Source organism: Desulfosoma caldarium (assembly GCF_003751385.1).
GTDB lineage: Bacteria > Desulfobacterota > Syntrophobacteria > Syntrophobacterales > DSM-9756 > Desulfosoma > Desulfosoma caldarium.
The window spans coordinates 464061-480888 of the sequence record NZ_RJVA01000009.1 but is presented as its reverse complement, the minus strand read 5'-3'; the positions used below and the strand labels follow the sequence as shown (position 1 = coordinate 480888).

At 57.7% G+C, this 16828-nt stretch carries 19 protein-coding genes; 16 read left to right on the top strand and 3 right to left on the bottom strand.

Annotated elements, in window-relative coordinates; translation table 11 throughout:
- The first annotated feature begins 74 nt into the window (after positions 1-74).
- The 15 genes from EDC27_RS02720 to EDC27_RS02650 all read left to right on the top strand — a co-directional run bounded on the left by EDC27_RS02720 (position 75) and on the right by EDC27_RS02650 (position 11130).
- Positions 75-695 (top strand): peroxiredoxin, encoded by a 621-nt coding sequence (locus EDC27_RS02720; protein ID WP_245994180.1) that lies wholly within the window; start codon positions 75-77, stop codon positions 693-695.
- A 94-nt stretch (positions 696-789) separates the two neighbouring features.
- On the top strand, positions 790-1140 hold the full coding sequence (locus EDC27_RS02715; RefSeq protein ID WP_123289072.1) for a DsrE family protein: 351 nt from the start codon (positions 790-792) through the stop codon (positions 1138-1140).
- A gap of 16 nt (positions 1141-1156) precedes the next feature.
- Positions 1157-1351 (top strand): hypothetical protein, encoded by a 195-nt coding sequence (locus EDC27_RS02710; protein ID WP_123289071.1) that lies wholly within the window; start codon positions 1157-1159, stop codon positions 1349-1351.
- 12 nt (positions 1352-1363) lie between these two features.
- Positions 1364-1816 (top strand): flavodoxin domain-containing protein, encoded by a 453-nt coding sequence (locus EDC27_RS02705; RefSeq protein ID WP_407923340.1) that lies wholly within the window; start codon positions 1364-1366, stop codon positions 1814-1816.
- A 192-nt stretch (positions 1817-2008) separates the two neighbouring features.
- The gene (locus EDC27_RS02700; protein WP_245994177.1) at positions 2009-2155 is read left to right on the top strand and encodes a hypothetical protein; all 147 of its coding nucleotides are present in this window, start codon (positions 2009-2011) and stop codon (positions 2153-2155) included.
- A 9-nt stretch (positions 2156-2164) separates the two neighbouring features.
- Positions 2165-4228, top strand: a complete 2064-nt coding sequence (locus EDC27_RS02695) for a thioredoxin domain-containing protein (RefSeq protein ID WP_123289069.1) — start codon at positions 2165-2167, stop codon at positions 4226-4228.
- A 55-nt stretch (positions 4229-4283) separates the two neighbouring features.
- Positions 4284-4793 carry a hypothetical protein gene (locus tag EDC27_RS02690; protein WP_123289068.1) on the top strand — a complete coding sequence of 170 codons (510 nt, stop codon included), beginning with the start codon at positions 4284-4286 and terminating at the stop codon, positions 4791-4793.
- A gap of 24 nt (positions 4794-4817) precedes the next feature.
- Positions 4818-6326 carry a SagB/ThcOx family dehydrogenase gene (locus tag EDC27_RS02685; protein ID WP_123289067.1) on the top strand — a complete coding sequence of 503 codons (1509 nt, stop codon included), beginning with the start codon at positions 4818-4820 and terminating at the stop codon, positions 6324-6326.
- A gap of 6 nt (positions 6327-6332) precedes the next feature.
- Positions 6333-6575 carry a hypothetical protein gene (locus EDC27_RS02680; protein ID WP_123289066.1) on the top strand — a complete coding sequence of 81 codons (243 nt, stop codon included), beginning with the start codon at positions 6333-6335 and terminating at the stop codon, positions 6573-6575.
- Positions 6576-6644: 69 nt separating this feature from the next.
- A complete protein-coding gene (locus tag EDC27_RS02675; RefSeq protein WP_123289065.1) occupies positions 6645-6845 on the top strand; it encodes a heavy-metal-associated domain-containing protein in 201 nt (66 codons plus the stop codon).
- Positions 6832-9168, top strand: coding sequence for a heavy metal translocating P-type ATPase (locus EDC27_RS02670; RefSeq protein ID WP_123289064.1), 2337 nt, complete (start codon positions 6832-6834; stop codon positions 9166-9168). The genes EDC27_RS02675 and EDC27_RS02670 overlap by 14 nt, the downstream gene beginning before the upstream one ends.
- Before the next feature lie 99 nt (positions 9169-9267).
- Complete coding sequence (gene rd, locus EDC27_RS02665) at positions 9268-9426, top strand: rubredoxin (protein ID WP_123289063.1); 159 nt, start codon at positions 9268-9270, stop codon at positions 9424-9426.
- Between the two features lie 33 nt (positions 9427-9459).
- Positions 9460-9954: a ferritin-like domain-containing protein gene (locus EDC27_RS02660; RefSeq protein ID WP_123289062.1), complete on the top strand. Its 495-nt coding sequence runs from the start codon at positions 9460-9462 to the stop codon at positions 9952-9954.
- Positions 9955-10198: 244 nt separating this feature from the next.
- Positions 10199-10405 (top strand): ferredoxin, encoded by a 207-nt coding sequence (locus EDC27_RS02655; protein ID WP_123289061.1) that lies wholly within the window; start codon positions 10199-10201, stop codon positions 10403-10405.
- A complete protein-coding gene (locus tag EDC27_RS02650) occupies positions 10402-11130 on the top strand; it encodes a DVU0298 family protein (protein WP_123289060.1) in 729 nt (242 codons plus the stop codon). The genes EDC27_RS02655 and EDC27_RS02650 overlap by 4 nt, the downstream gene beginning before the upstream one ends.
- On the opposite strand, the gene EDC27_RS02645 is transcribed toward EDC27_RS02650, so the two are convergent.
- Positions 11102-13489, bottom strand: coding sequence for a hybrid sensor histidine kinase/response regulator (locus EDC27_RS02645; RefSeq protein ID WP_123289059.1), 2388 nt, complete (start codon positions 13487-13489; stop codon positions 11102-11104). The two genes, EDC27_RS02650 and EDC27_RS02645, sit on opposite strands and share 29 nt — an antisense overlap.
- A gap of 289 nt (positions 13490-13778) precedes the next feature.
- Entirely contained in the window at positions 13779-14270 is a 492-nt protein-coding gene (locus EDC27_RS02640; RefSeq protein ID WP_123289058.1) for a hypothetical protein, read from the bottom strand.
- Positions 14271-14337: 67 nt separating this feature from the next.
- Here EDC27_RS02640 and EDC27_RS02635 point away from each other — a divergent pair, with 67 nt between their 5' ends.
- Complete coding sequence (locus EDC27_RS02635) at positions 14338-15261, top strand: radical SAM protein (RefSeq protein ID WP_245994174.1); 924 nt, start codon at positions 14338-14340, stop codon at positions 15259-15261.
- A gap of 148 nt (positions 15262-15409) precedes the next feature.
- Here the strand turns inward: EDC27_RS02635 and EDC27_RS02630 are convergent, their stop codons facing one another.
- Positions 15410-16600 carry an FprA family A-type flavoprotein gene (locus tag EDC27_RS02630; protein WP_123289056.1) on the bottom strand — a complete coding sequence of 397 codons (1191 nt, stop codon included), beginning with the start codon at positions 16598-16600 and terminating at the stop codon, positions 15410-15412.
- Positions 16601-16828 lie beyond the last annotated feature (228 nt).

Below are 16828 nucleotides of genomic sequence, written 5' to 3'. Positions count from 1 at the left end.
GTTTGCCGGCCCGAAAAGAATGTGGCCAAGCCGTCGAGGCATTCTTCAAAGAGCCGGGGTTGAGGGAAGCAAATATGGACAGAAGCTGGATGTGGCGCCTTGGTGGTGCTCTGATCATGGCCATGGTGGTCCTGAGCTCGGTGTGGACGCCCCCGGCCCATGGAATTTCCGAAGCCTTTCAGGGAAAGATTTACACACCTGGGCCGTTGAAGCCCGTGGATTCCACACTCAAGGTGCGTGTGGGTGATGTGGCTCCCGACTTCACGTTGCCCTCCATTTCGGGTGAAAAAGTGCAGTTATCTCAGTTTCGCGGGCAAAAACATGTGGTGCTTTCCTTCGTGCCCGCGGCGTGGACGCCGGTCTGTTCTGATCAGTGGCCGGGCTACAATATCGCCAAAGAGCTTTTTGAAGCGCACGACGCGGTGGTTTTAGGTATCAGTGTGGATAATCTTCCCACACTCTTTGCTTGGACGCAGGAGATGGGCGGGTTGTGGTTTCCGGTCCTTTCGGATTTCTGGCCTCACGGAGAGGTGGCATCTCGGTATGGCGTCCTACGTTCCGATGGCGTTTCGGAACGGGCCACCTTCATCATCGACAAGGAGGGCGTGATTCGTTACATTGATATTCATGACATCAATGAGAGGCCTTCATTGGAAAGCATTCTGAAGGAGCTGCAAAAGCTTCCATCACCGTGACAGCCTGTTCGAGGAGCTCGGAGCGGAGGTGCGGCGTGCGCCGCGCCATGCCGGCCACGTGCCTTGTTCAGCCGAGACGAGGGAGGAAGCGAGGATGGACAAAAGGGTCGCTTTGTGTGCCTTTCGAGGCGAAATCATGTGCTTCGTGCACGTGCTGCTCAATGCTTTGGATTTTGCCCAAAGGGGCTACGAAACAGCCGTGGTGGTGGAAGGAGCGGCCGTGCAGGTGATTCCCCAAATCGCTGCCCCCGATCACGCCATGCATGGGCTGTATAGGCAGGTCAAAACCGCCGGCTTGATCCACGGTGTGTGTCGGGCTTGTTCCGTGCAATTTGGTGTCCTCGATGCCGTGGAAAAGGAAGGTTTAAAGGTGCTCGCGGACATGAAAGGTCACGCGAGTCTGGCCAGGTATGTGGACCAAGGGTTTCAGATCATCACATTCTAACAAAGGAGGATCCGCCATGACGAAGAAAAGATACACGGTTCGAGGCCAATGTCCCCAGTGTGCTTGTGGCGACGTGACGTTTTTGGGTCCGGAAAAGCTGAGGGATAAGTATATCGGCCCGGAAGAAGAAATGGAGATCCTTTGCCCCACGTGCGGAACCAAACACAAGGGTACCGTGGTCCATGTGGAAGATGTGGAGGAGTCCAACTGAGCGGAAAGGAGCATGGTCGTGTCCAAAGCCCTCGTGCTTTATACCACACGGACGAACCAAACCAAGGGCATCGGGGAACTCATCGCTGAAGGGCTGCGCGAGGCCGGAGTGGATGTCACGATCATGGCGGTGCAGGCCTTTGAACAGGCTCACGAGAGCCCTGAAGCCTTTGATGCCCTTGTTTTGGGATCGGCCACGTATCACGGTGAGATGATGCAGCCGATGAAGACCTTTCTTTTCAAGTTGGAGCAATACGACCTGAAGGGAAAGGTTGGCGGAGCCTTTGGTTCCTTTGGGTGGAGCGGGGAGGCGCCGGGGCGGATCTTTGAAACCATGAAAAACATCTACCAGATGGACATGGTGAGCGGTCCCTTGAAGCTGAAATCCGGAGCTATGAGCGGCGCTGTGTCGATGGCGAAACGCTACGCTCAGGAAATCGCTCGCAAACTTCAGAGCGGCGCTTAACCAACACGGCGGCCTTGCCCTCCTCGACGCATAGGGCACCGCGCCGAAGTGCCAGCCCGCCTACCGGCGAGAGGGCCTCGTTGAAGAGATGGTTTGGCAACGCGAAGCAGACAACGGTTATGAAAGGAAGAGCCCACGACGACGCCGAGGCATTGTCTGGGATTTGAACAGTTCAAGGATTTGCGTTCCTTTGTGTGCAAGTGTGATGGGTGCAGTGCGGAAAAGGAAATCTTTTCCGACAAATTCGACAAGAAGCATGTGTGCGCTCAATGCGGACAACCCATCGATTTTACCAAATTCACCGCGTATGCGGGCGGTCAAGACGAGACGCCTCGATAAGGATACGGCATGCCCAATAGGCTGGTCGGGGAAAAGAGCCCCTATCTTTTGCAGCACGCCCACAACCCCGTGGACTGGCATCCATGGGGGGAAGAGGCTTTTGCCAAGGCGCGGCGTGAGGACAAACCCGTTTTTTTGAGCATCGGGTATGCCACATGCCACTGGTGCCATGTGATGGCCCATGAGTCCTTTGAAGACCCCGAGGTGGCCCGTTACCTCAATGAGCATTTTGTGGCCGTTAAGGTGGACCGTGAGGAACGTCCGGACATCGACGGCGTCTACATGAGCGTCTGTCAGGTGATCGCCGGGCATGGCGGATGGCCGCTGTCCGTGTTTTTGACGCCGGAAAAGGTGCCCTTTTTTGCCGGCACCTACTTTCCCAAGACGGCGCGCCTGGGGATGCCTGGATTTCTGGATTTGTTGCAGGAGGTGCATCGGCTGTGGCGCGAGGAACGACCCAAGCTGATGACCACCGGGTACAAGATCGTGGAAGTGCTTCAGCAAGCTTCCCAAGGTCCGGAATCTTTTTTGGAGGAAAGCGATCTGGAGCAGGGCTTTAGCCAGCTTCGAGGAGCCTTTGACCCGCGGTGGGGCGGCTTTGGGGACGCGCCCAAGTTCCCCACGCCCCATCAGTTGACCTTTTTACTGCGCTACCATGCTCGCACCGAAAATCCGGCGGCTCTGGGCATGGTGGAAGAGACCCTTATGGCCATGCGCCAAGGCGGCCTTTTCGATCAGTTGGCCTACGGGTTTCACCGCTATTCCGTGGATGCACGATGGCTCGTGCCCCACTTTGAAAAGATGCTCTACGATCAAGCCCTTTTGGCCATGGCCTACTTGGAAACCTATCAGGTGACGGGCAAGGCCTTTTATGCTCACGTGGCCGGGGAAATCTTCGCCTATGTTTTGCGGGACATGACCGACGCGGAAGGAGGATTTTATTCCGCGGAAGATGCCGACACCGAGGGCGAAGAAGGGCTGTTTTACACATGGACGCCGGAAGAGATACGCGCCGTGCTGCCGGAAGATCAGGCGCGGTGGGCCTGTGAATACTTCGGTGTCACGGCCAAAGGTAATTTTGAAAAAGGCCGCAGCGTGTTGCATCTGGCCGAAATGCCGGAAACGCTCGCTTCACGAGCCGGCTTGAGCGTGCCCGCCTTTGTGGACCTCATGGAAAACGCTCGGCAGGCCCTTTTCAACCACCGCAAGACTCGGCCGGCCCCTCTTAAGGACGACAAAATTCTCACGGCGTGGAACGGCCTCATGGCTGCCGCCCTGGCCCTGGGATATCGAGTTCTGGGGGAGGCACAATACCTCATGGCGGCGACCAAGGCGGTGCAGTTTGTCTGGAACACGCTTCGAGACCCTCAGGGCCGCCTGTACCGCCGGTTTCGCCACGGCCACGTGGCCCATCACGGCTTTTTGGACGACTATGCATTTCTTGCATGGGCTTTGCTAGAACTTTACGAAGCCTCTTTCGACCCGCAGTTCCTGCAAAAGGCCGTGGATGTGCACGAGCTCATGCTGGCCCTGTTCTGGAATTCAGAAAGAGGCGGTTTGGATTACACGGCCAAGGATGCGGAGGAGCTCATCATCAAGGAACGCCAAGTGTACGACGGAGCCTTGCCCTCGGGCAATTCCACAGCTCTGAACACCTTGGCCCGTCTTGGCCAAATCACCGGCGAGGCGCGTTGGGAAAAGGCGGCCGACGGCATTGTGCGCGCCTTTGCCCATGAAGTCAAAAAATACCCTCGAGCTTACACGCATTTTCTCAACGGCTTTGATCGCCTCTTGGGTCCGGGGTGCGAAGTGGTGCTGGTGGGAACGGGCCCAAGCCTGGAAAACGAGGCCATGGTGCGGTGCGTGCGTGAAGGGTTTCGGCCTCGAACGGCCCTTGTCGTCAAACACTTGGACGAAACGCGGCGCGCCCTCCTCGAAAAGCTGGCCCCCTTTGTGGTGCCCATGCAACCTGTGGAAGGCCGGACGACGGCCTATGTGTGCCGAGCCAGGCAGTGTGCGGCGCCGACCACCGACGTGGAACACCTGCGCACCCTCTTGAACGAGGTGCGTTGAAAAAAGATGAGGTGAAAAAGAGAAAGAAGCTGACAGGGCTTGAAGGAGAGAGGTCATGAGCGCCAATCAAGCGGTCATCAAGGTGTTCGAATATGCGCTGAATCAGGAAGAGACGGGAAAAATGTTTTTCCAAACAGCGCTGCAGCGCCTCGGTATCGGGGCGGCGGTCAGTGCTTTCAAGAGGCTGATCGCCGAGGAAGAAAAACACATCGCCTTCATCAGCCGCATTTTGGACGAGCTGCACCAAGGCAAGGAAGTGGATCCCGGGCAACTTCAGGATTTGGTCTTGGAGCCTACGGATTACTTCGATGAAAGGGCCAAGAAGGAGTTCATGGAGCAGTGTGTGCAAGGGTCCATGGTTCCCGATGTCACCGTGTTCAATACCGCATGGCTTATCGAAAAGGACCTCAGCGAGTTTTACGCTTCCATGGCTTCCAAGGCTCAAGGCAAGGTCAAAGACGCTCTGTCGATGCTGTCCCGGTGGGAAAGGCAGCACGAAATGTTCTTCAGGCAGTTTCGAGATAAACTCAGTGAAGCCTACGCGCAGATGCCGTGGGGAGGCTGAGATCTCAGGGAATCGGCCAAAGCCATGAGGAGTGTGATTGTGGGCGGCGGCGTTGCGTATCATGAACGGACGGCGTACCGGCGCGGTGCCTTGGGTGGAGGGTTTTTGGACTGGAATGCCCGTCCGAAGGTCTTTAAGACATACCACGGGCTTCCCGAGGTGCCTCTGTCTTGGGACATCGAGGGATCTTCCAAGCCTTTTTTTCAGGTGCTCTTTGATCCGATTCCGGAGAGAACGGGCCATCTGGATTTCAAGACCCTGAGCCGCGTCTTACGCCTAAGTTACGGCATCACGGCCCAAAGTGGCACGGGTGCCGACGCCTTTTATTTTCGGTCCGTGCCTTCGGCGGGAGCCCTTTATCCATGCGAGCTTTACGCAGCCGTTCAGGGTGTGCGGGAGCTGGACGACGGCCTTTACCACTACGATCTGGCGCGAAGCCGCCTGGTGCGATTGCGTTCCGGGTCTTTTTTGGCTTCGAAAGCCTTGCCGACGGCCGCCTTTTTCATCACGACGATGTTCTTTCGCAGTGCATGGAAGTACCGGGACCGCGCCTATCGGTACTGCCTGCTGGATGCCGGGCATCTTGTGGAAAACGCCCTCTTGGTCCTTCGATCGGAAGGCTTCAAGGCTTGCGTGTACGACCGCTTCAACGACGCGAAACTAAATGCCTTTCTGGGAGTGGATACGGAAAGGGAAGCTTGCGTGGCGGTGATTGGGTTGCCTTCGAAAGCTTGGGCAGGGGAAGCGGCGGAGCCCTTAAACAGTGCCCGGGAGTTTTCGCTCATGGACGAATTGCGGTCCTGGGACCCGGTGCAGCCTGAAGCGTGTCGCCTCAGTCCAGTTGATGCGGTGCCGCACGCCATTCTGGAGGCGCATCGTACGACAGAAGGGGGGGCACCTTTGCGTGGCGCCGGGGAAAAAGGTGCGGGCGAAGAGGCAAAGGACTTTGTAAAGGAAGTAAGGAAAATTCCTCGTCCCGAGGTGCTGCCCGAAGGTCTTTCCTTTGCGGAATGCGTATGGCGACGCCGCTCTCATCGCAACTATGTGTCCGCCCGCGTGACCAAAGAGAATTGGCAGACCTTGTGGCACAGCCTGCGACTGGACGGCGCTCTGAGCTCTTGCGTGCAAGTAATCATAGCGTGCGGTGAAACCGACGGATTGCCGCCGGGTGTTTATGCCTGGAATGTCGTCGAGGAAGTGGCGCAGGAAATTTCCGGAGAAGATATTCGTAGGTCGTCGGCACGAGCGTGCCTGGATCAGGGATGGCTCAAGCAGGCTCTGTTTCATGTGATCTTCCATGTCTTCTGGACAAGTGTACATGAACGCTTTGGGCCGCGAGGTTACCGGTCGGCCATGCTGGACGCCGGTCGTCTGGGACAGCGGGTGTATTTGGCCTCCACGGCGCTTGGGTTGGGGTGCTGTGGGATCGGCGCGTACTATGACGAAGAACTGCGCAGCCTTTTTCACCTTGGATCGGGCTGCGATGTGGTCTATCTCACGGCTTCGGGGCCTGTCAAAAAGCTGAGGAGTTGAACGGACGTGGATCGTTTTGAATATTCCGTGACGAGACATTCGGCAGAAGCGTTTCGCGAAACCGCCTATTTTTGTACGGATCAGGGAACGTGCACCCTAGAAGATGTGCCTGTGGATCAGGCGGCCATTTTGGAAAACCTGTTGAACGAACGTGGCAAGCAGGGATGGGAACTGGTGCAGGTGGTTTTTGGTAGAAACGGCTTGCTGGCTTTTTGGAAAAGACGCGTTCCGGATGATGCCGTGCCCTGACCGGTGCGTTCACAAGGAAGGGCATATTGATCTTTGGTCATTCGAACAAAATGACAAGAAAGGATCGGCATGCAGGAGACGTTGCACATCAAGGGCATGTCTTGTGGCCACTGCGTCAAGGCCGTAGAAAAGGCTCTCAAAGAAATTCCGGGCATTCAGCACGTTCAGGTGGATTTGGCCACGGGCACGGCGACGGTGGAAACCGCCAGCGCTTTGGATAGGCAGGCGGTTCGCCAAAAAATCGAAAAAGCGGGCTATGAGCTCGTCTGACAATGTCCGAATCCAAGACCCAGAAGGCCATGAGGACTCTGGAGTCGTCCCGCGAGCCGGTGCCAAGACGATTGTCTCCATTGGGGGTATGAGCTGTGCCGCCTGTGTGCGGCGTGTGGAGAATGTGCTCAGAGACCTTCCAGGGGTGTCGGACGTGGCGGTGAACCTGGCGACGGGCAAAGCCGTCCTCATGCATGAAGACGGCATCCTGGACGCCAAGGCCATCGACCGGGTTCTGTCTGAGGCGGGCTATGAGTTCCTTGGCGTTGTGGACGAAGGGCGGCGGCACGATCCTCTCGAGGCACGGCGCCGCCAAGAAACGGCGGATTTGAAGCACCGCGTGGTGGTGGGCTGTGTGCTGTCGGCCCTTGTCATGATCCTTTCCATGGGATCCCATGTGCCCGGAGTGGATCGTATTCCCCCCTCCATGCTTCAAGGGCTTCTCATTCTTTTGACGACGCCGGCGGTCTTTTGGGTGGGCAGCCGGTTCTTTGAAGGCGCGTGGAAGGCCCTGCGCCAAAAGACCTCAGATATGAATACGCTCGTGGCCGTGGGAGCCCTGTCCGCCTATGGGTATTCCGTGGCCGCCGTCGCGGCACCCTCTTTCTTTGCTCGATCGGGCCTGCACCCTCACCTGTATTTCGATGGGGCCGCCATGATTGTGGCCCTGGTGCTGTTGGGGCGATACTTGGAAGCGCGGGCTCGCGGCAAGACGTCCATGGCCATTCAAAGGCTTATGGAACTGCGACCCACCACGGCCTGCGTGCTGCGCAACGGCGTCGAAAAGGTGGTTCCCGTGGAGGTGGTGGAACCGGGAGATCTGCTTCGCATTCGGCCAGGAGAACGTCTTCCCGTGGACGGCGAGGTGGTGGACGGGACCTCGGCGGTGGATGAATCCATGCTCACCGGAGAAAGCCTTCCCGTGGACAAGATGCCCGGAGCTCGCGTCTTTGCCGGCACGGTCAATGGCTTTGGGGCCCTGGTGGTGCGGGCGACACGCGTGGGATCCGACACCTCCTTGGCCCGCATCATCCGTCTGGTGGAAGAAGCCCAAGGCTCTAAGGCCCCCATTCAAAGGCTGGCCGACCGCGTGGCGGCCGTCTTTGTGCCTCTGGTCATCGGCATCGCCGTGGTCACCTTCGGGGTGTGGGCCTTTGTGGTACCGGGATTGGATTGGGGCCGAGCGGTCCTCACCTTCGTTTCAGTGCTCATCATCGCTTGCCCTTGTGCCATGGGATTGGCCACACCCACCGCGGTCATGGTGGGGACGGGCTTGGGAGCTGAAGCGGGCATTCTCATCAAGAGCGGCGAGACCCTGGAAAAAGCCCACAAGGTGAATGCGGTTTTTTTTGACAAAACAGGCACGCTCACTTTGGGCCACCCCGTGGTCACGGACGTGAAGGCGGTCCCGGGAATGTCTCCTCGAGACGTGCTCCAGCTGGCCGCATCTTTGGAAGCGGCATCCGAGCATCCTCTGGGGCGGGCCATTGTGGAGCATGCTCGCGCTGAAGGGGTGTCCTTGGACGCGGTTCAAGGCTTTGAAGCCTTCTCGGGGCTTGGAGCCAGGGGCCGAGTGGGCGGGGTGGTGGTGATGGTGGGCAATGGGCGCCTCTTGCATGAATGGAACGTGGATGTGCAGGCCCTGGAAACGCCCGCCAAGGCGTGGGTTCAGGAAGGCAAGACGGTGGTCTATGTGGCGCGGGGTACTGCGGCCGTCGGCATGGTGGCTTTGCGGGACAACCCCAGAGCCCATGCTCGAGAGGCGGTGGAGGCGCTCAAGGGCCTGGGGGTACGCGTGGGCTTGATCACAGGAGACAACGCCGCCACCGCCCGCGCAGTGGCCTCTCTTGTGGGTATTGATCATGTGGTGGCCGAAGTGCTTCCCGAGCATAAAGCGGACGTGGTGCGTGAGGCGCAACGGCACGGCCATGTGACGGCCATGGTCGGGGACGGCATCAACGATGCGCCGGCCTTGGCCGCCGCCGATGTGGGGGTGGCCATGGGCAGCGGAACTGATGTGGCGGTGGAAGCCGGTGACATTGCCCTCATGCGTCCTGATCTGCGCCTGGTGGCCGAAGCCATGGTCTTGTCCCGTTTAACCCTGAAAACCATTCGCCAAAATCTCTTTTGGGCTTTCTTCTACAACTGTGCCGGCATTCCCGTGGCCGCCGGAGTGCTCTATCCGGTTTTCGGCCTCATGTTGAACCCCATGGTGGCCGCGGCGGCCATGGCCTTCAGTTCGGTCTCCGTGGTGAGCAACGCTTTGCGCTTGCGCCGCGTGTGGCAAAAACGCCGCCCGAGCGTTGCAATGCCGGACACATGATTTATATTGCAAACGACCTTATCGTCATGATGTAAGTGCAGTGCGTTGCGTAAGAGAAGCTGGACTTCATTGAGAACCATGCCAAGAGAGGAGGATTCGATGGACCGTTATGTGTGTCAGATCTGTGGTTATGTGTACGACCCTGAGAAAGGCGATCCCGATAACGGTGTGGCTCCCGGCACTCCGTTTGAGAAACTTCCCGATGATTGGACTTGCCCCGTGTGCGGCGCCGCCAAAAGTGACTTTGCCAAGGAATAGCCCTCCTCAAAGGGCGTTGTGAGGAGAAACTTCATGATCTTTGGATTCAATGCGGCGGAAGTGTTTCAAATTGCCGTGGAAATCGAAGAAAACGGCAAGGCCTTTTATGAAAAGGTTGCGGCCAAGATTGACGATCCTGATGTACAGGCCATCTTCAGAGACTTGGCCCAGCAGGAAGTGGAACACCAGAGAAAGTTTCAGGAACTCAAGGCGCAGTTGCCGCCCCAAGCCGCTCAATCGACCGTGTATGACCCCAACAACGAAATGGCCCATTACCTCAAGATGATGGCCGACGGCCATGTGTTTCGCACGAGCGAAAGCGTGGACGCCAAGATCGCCACGATCCAGGACGCCGTGGACGCCTTGCGCATGGCCATGGAATTTGAAAAGGATTCCGTGATCTTTTTCCTCAGCATGCAGGATGCCACCGAGGAAGAAAAAGGGCGCCAGTTCATCGGCTTGCTGGTCAAGGAAGAACAGGAACATTTGCGGCGCCTGGCGGTGCAACTGAAAAAAATGACCCATTAGCCGCTTCTTCGAATGGGAAACACGTGGGAGCGGCGCGAGCCGCGAGAGCTCATGGCGTCGTGTTTCGCTCCCACAGAATGCACCCCTGCTGACATCGGGCTTCGATGGCGAACGTTGGGGCGTGAAAATGGCGCCCCAGCCAAACGACCGGATTCGAAAGGGATCCGGTTTTTTTGGGCTTTGGGCCATGAGGGTTTACCCATGAGACGACCCGGACAATTGGGACAAGGAGCTTATCAAAAAGATGCGCCGTCCTGTGGTGGATTTGAGCGACTGTGTGGACTGTGACGGTTGCGTGAGCGTGTGCCCTCAGGTGTTTGCGCGCAGTGAGGCGGGCTACATTGAAGTGCGGGAGTGCGCTATGTATCCCGACGCCTTGGTGGAGGAAGCCATCATGATGTGCCCGTCCCACTGCATTTTTTGGGAAGACGACGAGGAGACGACCGAGTGATCGAAAAAGAGCCTTCGAGGCGGGTGGGCAAGAGGCAGATTGAGAGCCTTTTGGCTTCCCCGGATTTTTCAAAAAATCTGGAGGTTTGGCGCTCCTTTTCACCTCGGCGGGTCATCAATCCGCTCCTGTCCTTTTTGTGTTCCACCGATGAGATGCTGCGATGGCATGCCGTGACGGCCGCAGGCTTTATCACGGCGACCCTGGCGGAAGACGACCTGGAATCGGCCCGCGTGATTGTTCGTCGGTTTCTGTGGCTGCTCAACGACGAATCGGGGGGGATCGGATGGGGCATTCCGGAAGCCATGGGAGAGGCCCTGGCCCGCAGCCCTGGGTTGGCTCAAGAATATGGTCGGCTCGTGCTGTCCTTTGTGAGGCAAGACGAAAACTACCTGGAGCATGAACCCCTGCTGGCGGGCGCTCTGTGGGCCTTGGCGCGCTTGGTTCAAGCCCACCCAAAGCTTCTTTCAGCAAGCGCTCAAGACTTCGTCGTGTACGCTCGGCACCCCCGTGCCCTGTTTCGCGCTTTGGCGCTGTGGGGGTTGCGTGCCGTGGGAAATGCATCCTGCCTTGGGGTTGTGGCATCTTTTACTGGGGATGCGGCTCCGGTGCGCCTTTACCGCCATGAAACCCTGGAGGACACCTCCGTAGCTGATGTGGCTCGGGAAGCTCTTGCGGCCATTCGCGCTCGAGAAAACCTCACGAACTCTCCATGGGCAGGCGAATGATAAAGGTCGTGCCGCGGCCTTCTTCGGTTTCAAACAGCAATTGGCCCTTGTGTTTTTCCACCACCACGTGATGAGAGATGGCCAGTCCCTGGCCGGTGCCTCTGCCCACTTCCTTGGTGGTGAAAAAGGGGTCGAAGATACGGTGCCGAATCTTTTCGGGAATACCGGTACCGGTATCGGCAACGCGAATTTCACACCAATCGTCCACCACCCGCGTGGCCACCGTGATGGTGCCCTTGGTGTCGGGTTGATCCTTCACGGCGTCTTTGACGGCATGGGCGGCATTGACCACAATGTTGAGAAACACCTGGTTCATTTCTCCGGGAATGCAGGGCACCAGAGGAAGATTGGGGTCCAGCTCGGCGACGAGGTCCGCCACGTACTTCCACTCGTTGCGGGCCACCGTCAGCGTGTTTTCCAAGGCCCGATTGATATCCGTCGGGACCTTTTCTTCTCGGTCGGGATGAGAGAATTCCTTCATGGCCAGGACGATTTTGGCCACCCGCTGGACCCCTTCCAGCGTCTGTTCAATGGCCCGTGGAATTTCCGTTAGCAGGTAGTCCAAATCAATGGTCTCGGCGGCTTCTTCCACCTCGCGAACCAGATTCGCCAAGTCCTCCGCCTGGCGCGCGCGCTGCACCAGTTCCTGATATTTTTCCAGCAACCTAGAAAGGTCTCGAAAGGCATCTTCAAGAAACCGCGTGTTGTCTCCGATGAACTGCACGGGCGTGTTGATTTCATGGGCGATGCCTGCCGCCAGCTGGCCGATGGATTCCAGCTTTTGGGCCTGGGCCAACTGCGCCTCCAGAAGTTTTCTTTGCGTGATTTCGGCGCCCATGATGAGGAGCCCCAGCTCAGTGTCATGGTCCAAGCGCATGGGGTTAATGGTGAAGCCGAGAAAACCCGGCTGACCATCGGGACGCGTGAATCGAACGTCCTCCACGCGATGGATCCTCTTCTTTCGGCGGCAGGATTCTACGGCCAACTGCACCCGTTCCCATTGCCACTCAAGGGGCAGGTCTTCCAATTTTTTGCCCAGAACTTCGGTGCTGAGCAATCCAAAGACGCTTTCGGCCATGGTGTTCCATCGGGTGATGCGCCCTTGCGGATCCAGCCCGATGAGTATGGAAGAGATGGCCGAGACGAGCTGTTCCAGTTCCCAGTGGGCTCGGCGCACTTCCTGCTCGGCTTCCTTGAGGGCGGTGATGTCGTGGGAGACGGAAATGCAGCCCGCCAAGGACCCGTCGCTGTTGTACAAGGGGGCGCTCGTGATGTGGAAATAGCCTCCCAGGTGTTCATTGTAGACTTCCCGTTCCAGAGGAAAGTTCAAAGACTCGGCGTTGTCCCACGGGCACTGCGGGCATTTTTCCAATCGCCCGTAAATAATGTCGTAACAGGAGCGACCGATGATGTCCTCGCGAGGGATTCCCACTCGGTTGGCGAGAGCCGCATTGACTTTAAGAATGCGCCTATTCTTGTCCGACACCTGGATCAGAGCCGGAACAGCATCAAAAGTGCGTTCCCATTCTTCCTTGGCTTGCTCTAGAGCTTCTCGAACTTTCTTCTGCTCCGTGATGTCAAAAAACACTCCGGAGACGTGATCCAAATTGCTTTCGGGGCTGAGAATGACGCGGCCTCGATCCTGAATCCAGCGAATCTGACCATGGGCATCCACGATGCGGTATTCTCGAATGAAGGTCCCGTCACGGGCCATGGCTTTCTTGAGAGGTTCTGACAACGTCGGAAGATCCTCCGGCACAATGCACTCGCTCCATCGCTTTTGTCCCGAAAGAAAGACCTCAGGCTCATAGCCTGTGACATCTCGCACCTTTTCCGAGACAAAAGCCACCGACCAGTCCGTGAAGCCCGTGTAGACGACACAGGGAAGATTCGTGACCAAAGCGGCATAGTCCTGTTGCTGTCGATGGAGTTCTCGAGTCCTCTGTTCCGCGAGCCGCTCGAGATCTTCACGATACCGGCGGTTGGCCATCTGCACTTCCCGTTGCTTCAAGGCGCAGGCCACGTGAATTCGCAAGGACGTCATATCAAAGGGTTTGACGACATAGCCGTAAATTCCCAAGTCCAGAGCTTTTTGAGTCAAGGCCGGGTCATCCAGGGCCGATAGAATGAGCGTTCCCGTATCCGGATAGGTTTCAACCACATGGGCGATCAAATCGAGCCCGTTTTCGCCGGGCATGATCACATCGGAAATGACCAAGTCGAAATCCTGGGCCTTTAAGAGGGCCCTGGCCGCGGCGGCGTTGGGCGCGGTCTCACACTGATAGCCGAAACTCTTCAAGGCGCCTTGAACCAGTTCGCGAATGGCGGCTTCATCGTCCACAACGAGGATGCGTGCCATGGAATGTGCCTTCCTTTAAAGGGTTTCATGGACAGTTCGAGAGGCCTGTGTACTTGTTCTATCGGCACGATCGAAGGGCGACTTGAAATAAAGAAAGGTATTCGGCGTCAATGGCCCAAATTCTGCTCGCCTCTCTTGAGGGCGTCCCATCAGATGGGAGGCTTGTTTCGCGCAGACGAGTGCACCGTGTGTTGCCAGGCATGGCTGACGGCGGGACCCCAAAAGGGCCGGTGGCCGCCTTAGCGTTTGACCGTGCCAAGGAAAACGGCCGAAACCACACGCACGGGTGTCAAGTTGAGTTTTCTCCCAGAATCTGATCCATGACCCGCTCGATGCACCCCTCCACAAAAGCTTCTCGTTGTGGTATGCCCCGGGCGTCCTCCAAGGAAAAAGACAAGCTGGTGGGGCTGTGTACGGAGAGCAATTCGAGGCCCGTTTCCAGAGCGTTGCGCACCCAAAGACGAAAAGCTTTCATGGCCGTCGCGCGGCGATCTTTTAGATCTTGGACGGTAAAGGAAGTGGAAAGGCCGGCCCACTGCGCGTCTTCAGCAATGGCGGCCACCAGGTCGGGATCCAGACGAGGGCGCCGAACGGGAAGGCACCGGGCGATGATGTCCACGTAGACGGTGAAGGGATCGCCGGCGCATCGGTCCGGACGGCACACCAGACACTGATCGGTGTCGTGGGCGATGGAGGCGTTTTCGGCGAACCGATTCTCTTTGGCGATTCGTTGAAAGTGGCAAATGGTCGCTTCAAAGGCTTGTGTGTCTTTTCTGTCCATGACCCCTTTCCTCACGAGGAAAAATCGCTACAATGCCGATTTGTCCAGAAAGACCATGAGAGATGCCGTGCCAGCTTATGTTCACGCATTCCATACAGGGGCTCTGCAGCGCACGGCGGCGTCCCTTAAAGAACAGCTCAGGATGTGTGATCTGTGCCCGCGCCGCTGTGGTGTAGACCGCCTATCGGGCCGCCTGGGCTTTTGTCGCACCGATGCGCGCCTCAAAGTGGCCGCCGTCAGTGTCCATCCCTGGGAAGAACCGCCCATTGCCGGCACCCGCGGCTCGGGCACTATCTTCTTTTCCGGCTGCACGCTCCAATGTCTTTTTTGTCAAAATTATCCCATCAGTCAAATGGGTGTGGGCCGAGTGATGGACGCCGAGACGCTGGCCGAAAAGATGCTTGGGCTGCAGCGGCGAGGCGTCCACAACATCAACCTCGTCACGCCGACTCATCAGGTGCCGCAGTTTCTCGAGGCTTTGGTCATTGCGACCCAAAAGGGTTTAAGCATTCCGTTGGTCTACAATTCCAGCGGCTATGAAAGGGTGGCCCTTCTTCGAGCCTTGGACGGCATTGTGGACATCTACCTTCCCGATATCAAGTTTGCGTCTCAGAAGGCGGCGGCCTGGTGCTGCGGCCGAGCCGACTACGTGGTGCAAAATCGGCGCGCTCTTTTGGCCATGTGGCGTCAGGTGGGGCCATTGCAGTGTGATGAGGACGGTGTGGCCGTCCGTGGGCTTCTGGTTCGCCATTTGGTGTTGCCCGAAGATCTGTCTGGCACGAGCCAATGCCTGGGGTTTCTGCGCCGAGCTCTGGGCAAGGGTGTGTGGGTGAGCCTCATGGACCAGTACTTTCCCGCCCACAAAGCACTGAAGAAACCGCCTCTGGACCGAAAACCCACGACCGAAGAAATTCACAGGGCTTTTAAGACCGCCTGGAAACTGGGATTGCGTCTCGGATTCACGCAAGAAACCTGCCCGTGCGGCGCCTAAAGACCCTGTCCGGACGCTGGGCCAAGCGCTTGCCCACGGTCAGGCCTTGTGGGACCGGTGCGCGCCGCGGCCCCTGATCGCCCCTTGCGGTCATCCCACAGAATATGTCGCCACAGGATAGACTCGACGCGCTCTCGTGGACAATCGTCTAGGAAGAGATGCGCTCGGCCAGATGTGCAGCCAAAAGGGCGCACTGTTCCAGGTCCTGGGCTGTGCCCGCCCCCTTGACCTCCACGACCGGAGGCACCACCTCCAAGGATAACCTTTGGGCAAAGGCTTCCAGTGCCTTTCTGGCGCCACCGGCCCAGGCATAGCTTGTGACAAAACCCAAAAGGCGATTCTTGAGAAGCTTGTTTTCCAGCAAGGCCAGCAGGGATTCCATGGGAGGAAAGAGGCCTGTGTTGTAGGTGGGACAGGCCAAGATCAATCCCTTGCAGGTCCACAGATCGGCCACCACGTGGGAGGCATGGCTGCGCGCGATGTCGTGCACCACAGGCGCGAGACCGCGCTCGGTCAAGGCCCGAGCCGCCACTTCCACAAGCCGGTACGTGTTGCCATACATGGACCCGTAGATGACGGCGACGGTGGGGTCGCATTCCTGAGCGCTCCAGCGCGCATACAGCTCCACGGGCAGTGAAGGATTCCGGCGCCACACGGTACCATGGGTCGGAGCCACCACGCGCAGGGGCACGGGCCGCAGTTTCTCAATGGCCTTGATCACCATCTGGCCGTAGCGGGCGACGATGTTTGTGAAATAGCGAAGCATTTCCCTTTGCATCAGCTCCAGGTTCACTTCGTCGTCAAAGAGGCCTCGATCCACGGCACCAAACCCGCCAAAGGCATCTCCGGAAAAGAGCACCCCCGTGGTGGCATCAAAGGTCATCATGGTCTCCGGCCAGTGGACCATGGGCGTGAGATGAAACTGCAGCCTGTGCGTGCCCAAGTCCAGCTCGTCCCCGTCGCCCACTTCAAGGCAGGCGCTGTCGGCCCCGTAAAAGGCGCGGAGCATCTCCAAGGTCTTCTTGTTACCCACCAGGGTCATGTGGGGAAAGACGGATCGAAGAATATCAATGGCTCCCGTATGATCCGGTTCCATGTGGTTGATGATCAGGTAGTCCAAAGATTTGTGCGCAGGCAACAGGGCGCGAATTTTGCCCAGATGATCGGCGAGAAAATGGCCTTTTACGGCATCGATCAAGGCGATCTTGTTATCCACCACCAGATAGGCGTTGTAAGAGACGCCGTATGGCAGGGGCCAGAGGGCTTCAAAGAGATCGGTTTCATGGTCATTGACGCCGACCCAGTAGGTGTCGCGAGCGACGGCGGGCAATCCAATCATGGGGGCTCCTTTCCATTCCGGTGCGCTACATTTTGCCGATATGCATGCTCCTCACAATGATGCTGGCCCTTAACTTTCGAAGATTAGCACATGCGTGCCTGTGAAAAAAGCACTAGGCAGGGCTCTATAAAGGGACTGGGTAAAAAAAGGTTGCGCGTCGTCCCGTCTTTGATCTTTGCGGAATTTATTTTCGGCATTCACGTTGCTAATCCCCTCAAGAACGCTTAA

Bases quoted from the DNA above. Each gene is read 5' to 3' on its own strand.
- EDC27_RS02720 (WP_245994180.1), top strand. From the start codon at position 75: ATGGACAGAAGCTGGATGTGGCGCCTTGGTGGTGCTCTGATCATGGCC.
- EDC27_RS02715 (WP_123289072.1), top strand. From the start codon at position 790: ATGGACAAAAGGGTCGCTTTGTGTGCCTTTCGAGGCGAAATCATGTGC.
- EDC27_RS02710 (WP_123289071.1), top strand. From the start codon at position 1,157: ATGACGAAGAAAAGATACACGGTTCGAGGCCAATGTCCCCAGTGTGCT.
- EDC27_RS02705 (WP_407923340.1), top strand. From the start codon at position 1,364: ATGGTCGTGTCCAAAGCCCTCGTGCTTTATACCACACGGACGAACCAA.
- EDC27_RS02695 (WP_123289069.1), top strand. From the start codon at position 2,165: ATGCCCAATAGGCTGGTCGGGGAAAAGAGCCCCTATCTTTTGCAGCAC.
- EDC27_RS02690 (WP_123289068.1), top strand. From the start codon at position 4,284: ATGAGCGCCAATCAAGCGGTCATCAAGGTGTTCGAATATGCGCTGAAT.
- EDC27_RS02685 (WP_123289067.1), top strand. From the start codon at position 4,818: ATGAGGAGTGTGATTGTGGGCGGCGGCGTTGCGTATCATGAACGGACG.
- EDC27_RS02675 (WP_123289065.1), top strand. From the start codon at position 6,645: ATGCAGGAGACGTTGCACATCAAGGGCATGTCTTGTGGCCACTGCGTC.
- EDC27_RS02670 (WP_123289064.1), top strand. From the start codon at position 6,832: ATGAGCTCGTCTGACAATGTCCGAATCCAAGACCCAGAAGGCCATGAG.
- rd (WP_123289063.1), top strand. From the start codon at position 9,268: ATGGACCGTTATGTGTGTCAGATCTGTGGTTATGTGTACGACCCTGAG.
- EDC27_RS02660 (WP_123289062.1), top strand. From the start codon at position 9,460: ATGATCTTTGGATTCAATGCGGCGGAAGTGTTTCAAATTGCCGTGGAA.
- EDC27_RS02655 (WP_123289061.1), top strand. From the start codon at position 10,199: ATGCGCCGTCCTGTGGTGGATTTGAGCGACTGTGTGGACTGTGACGGT.
- EDC27_RS02645 (WP_123289059.1), bottom strand. From the start codon at position 13,489: ATGGCACGCATCCTCGTTGTGGACGATGAAGCCGCCATTCGCGAACTG.
- EDC27_RS02640 (WP_123289058.1), bottom strand. From the start codon at position 14,270: ATGGACAGAAAAGACACACAAGCCTTTGAAGCGACCATTTGCCACTTT.
- EDC27_RS02630 (WP_123289056.1), bottom strand. From the start codon at position 16,600: ATGATTGGATTGCCCGCCGTCGCTCGCGACACCTACTGGGTCGGCGTC.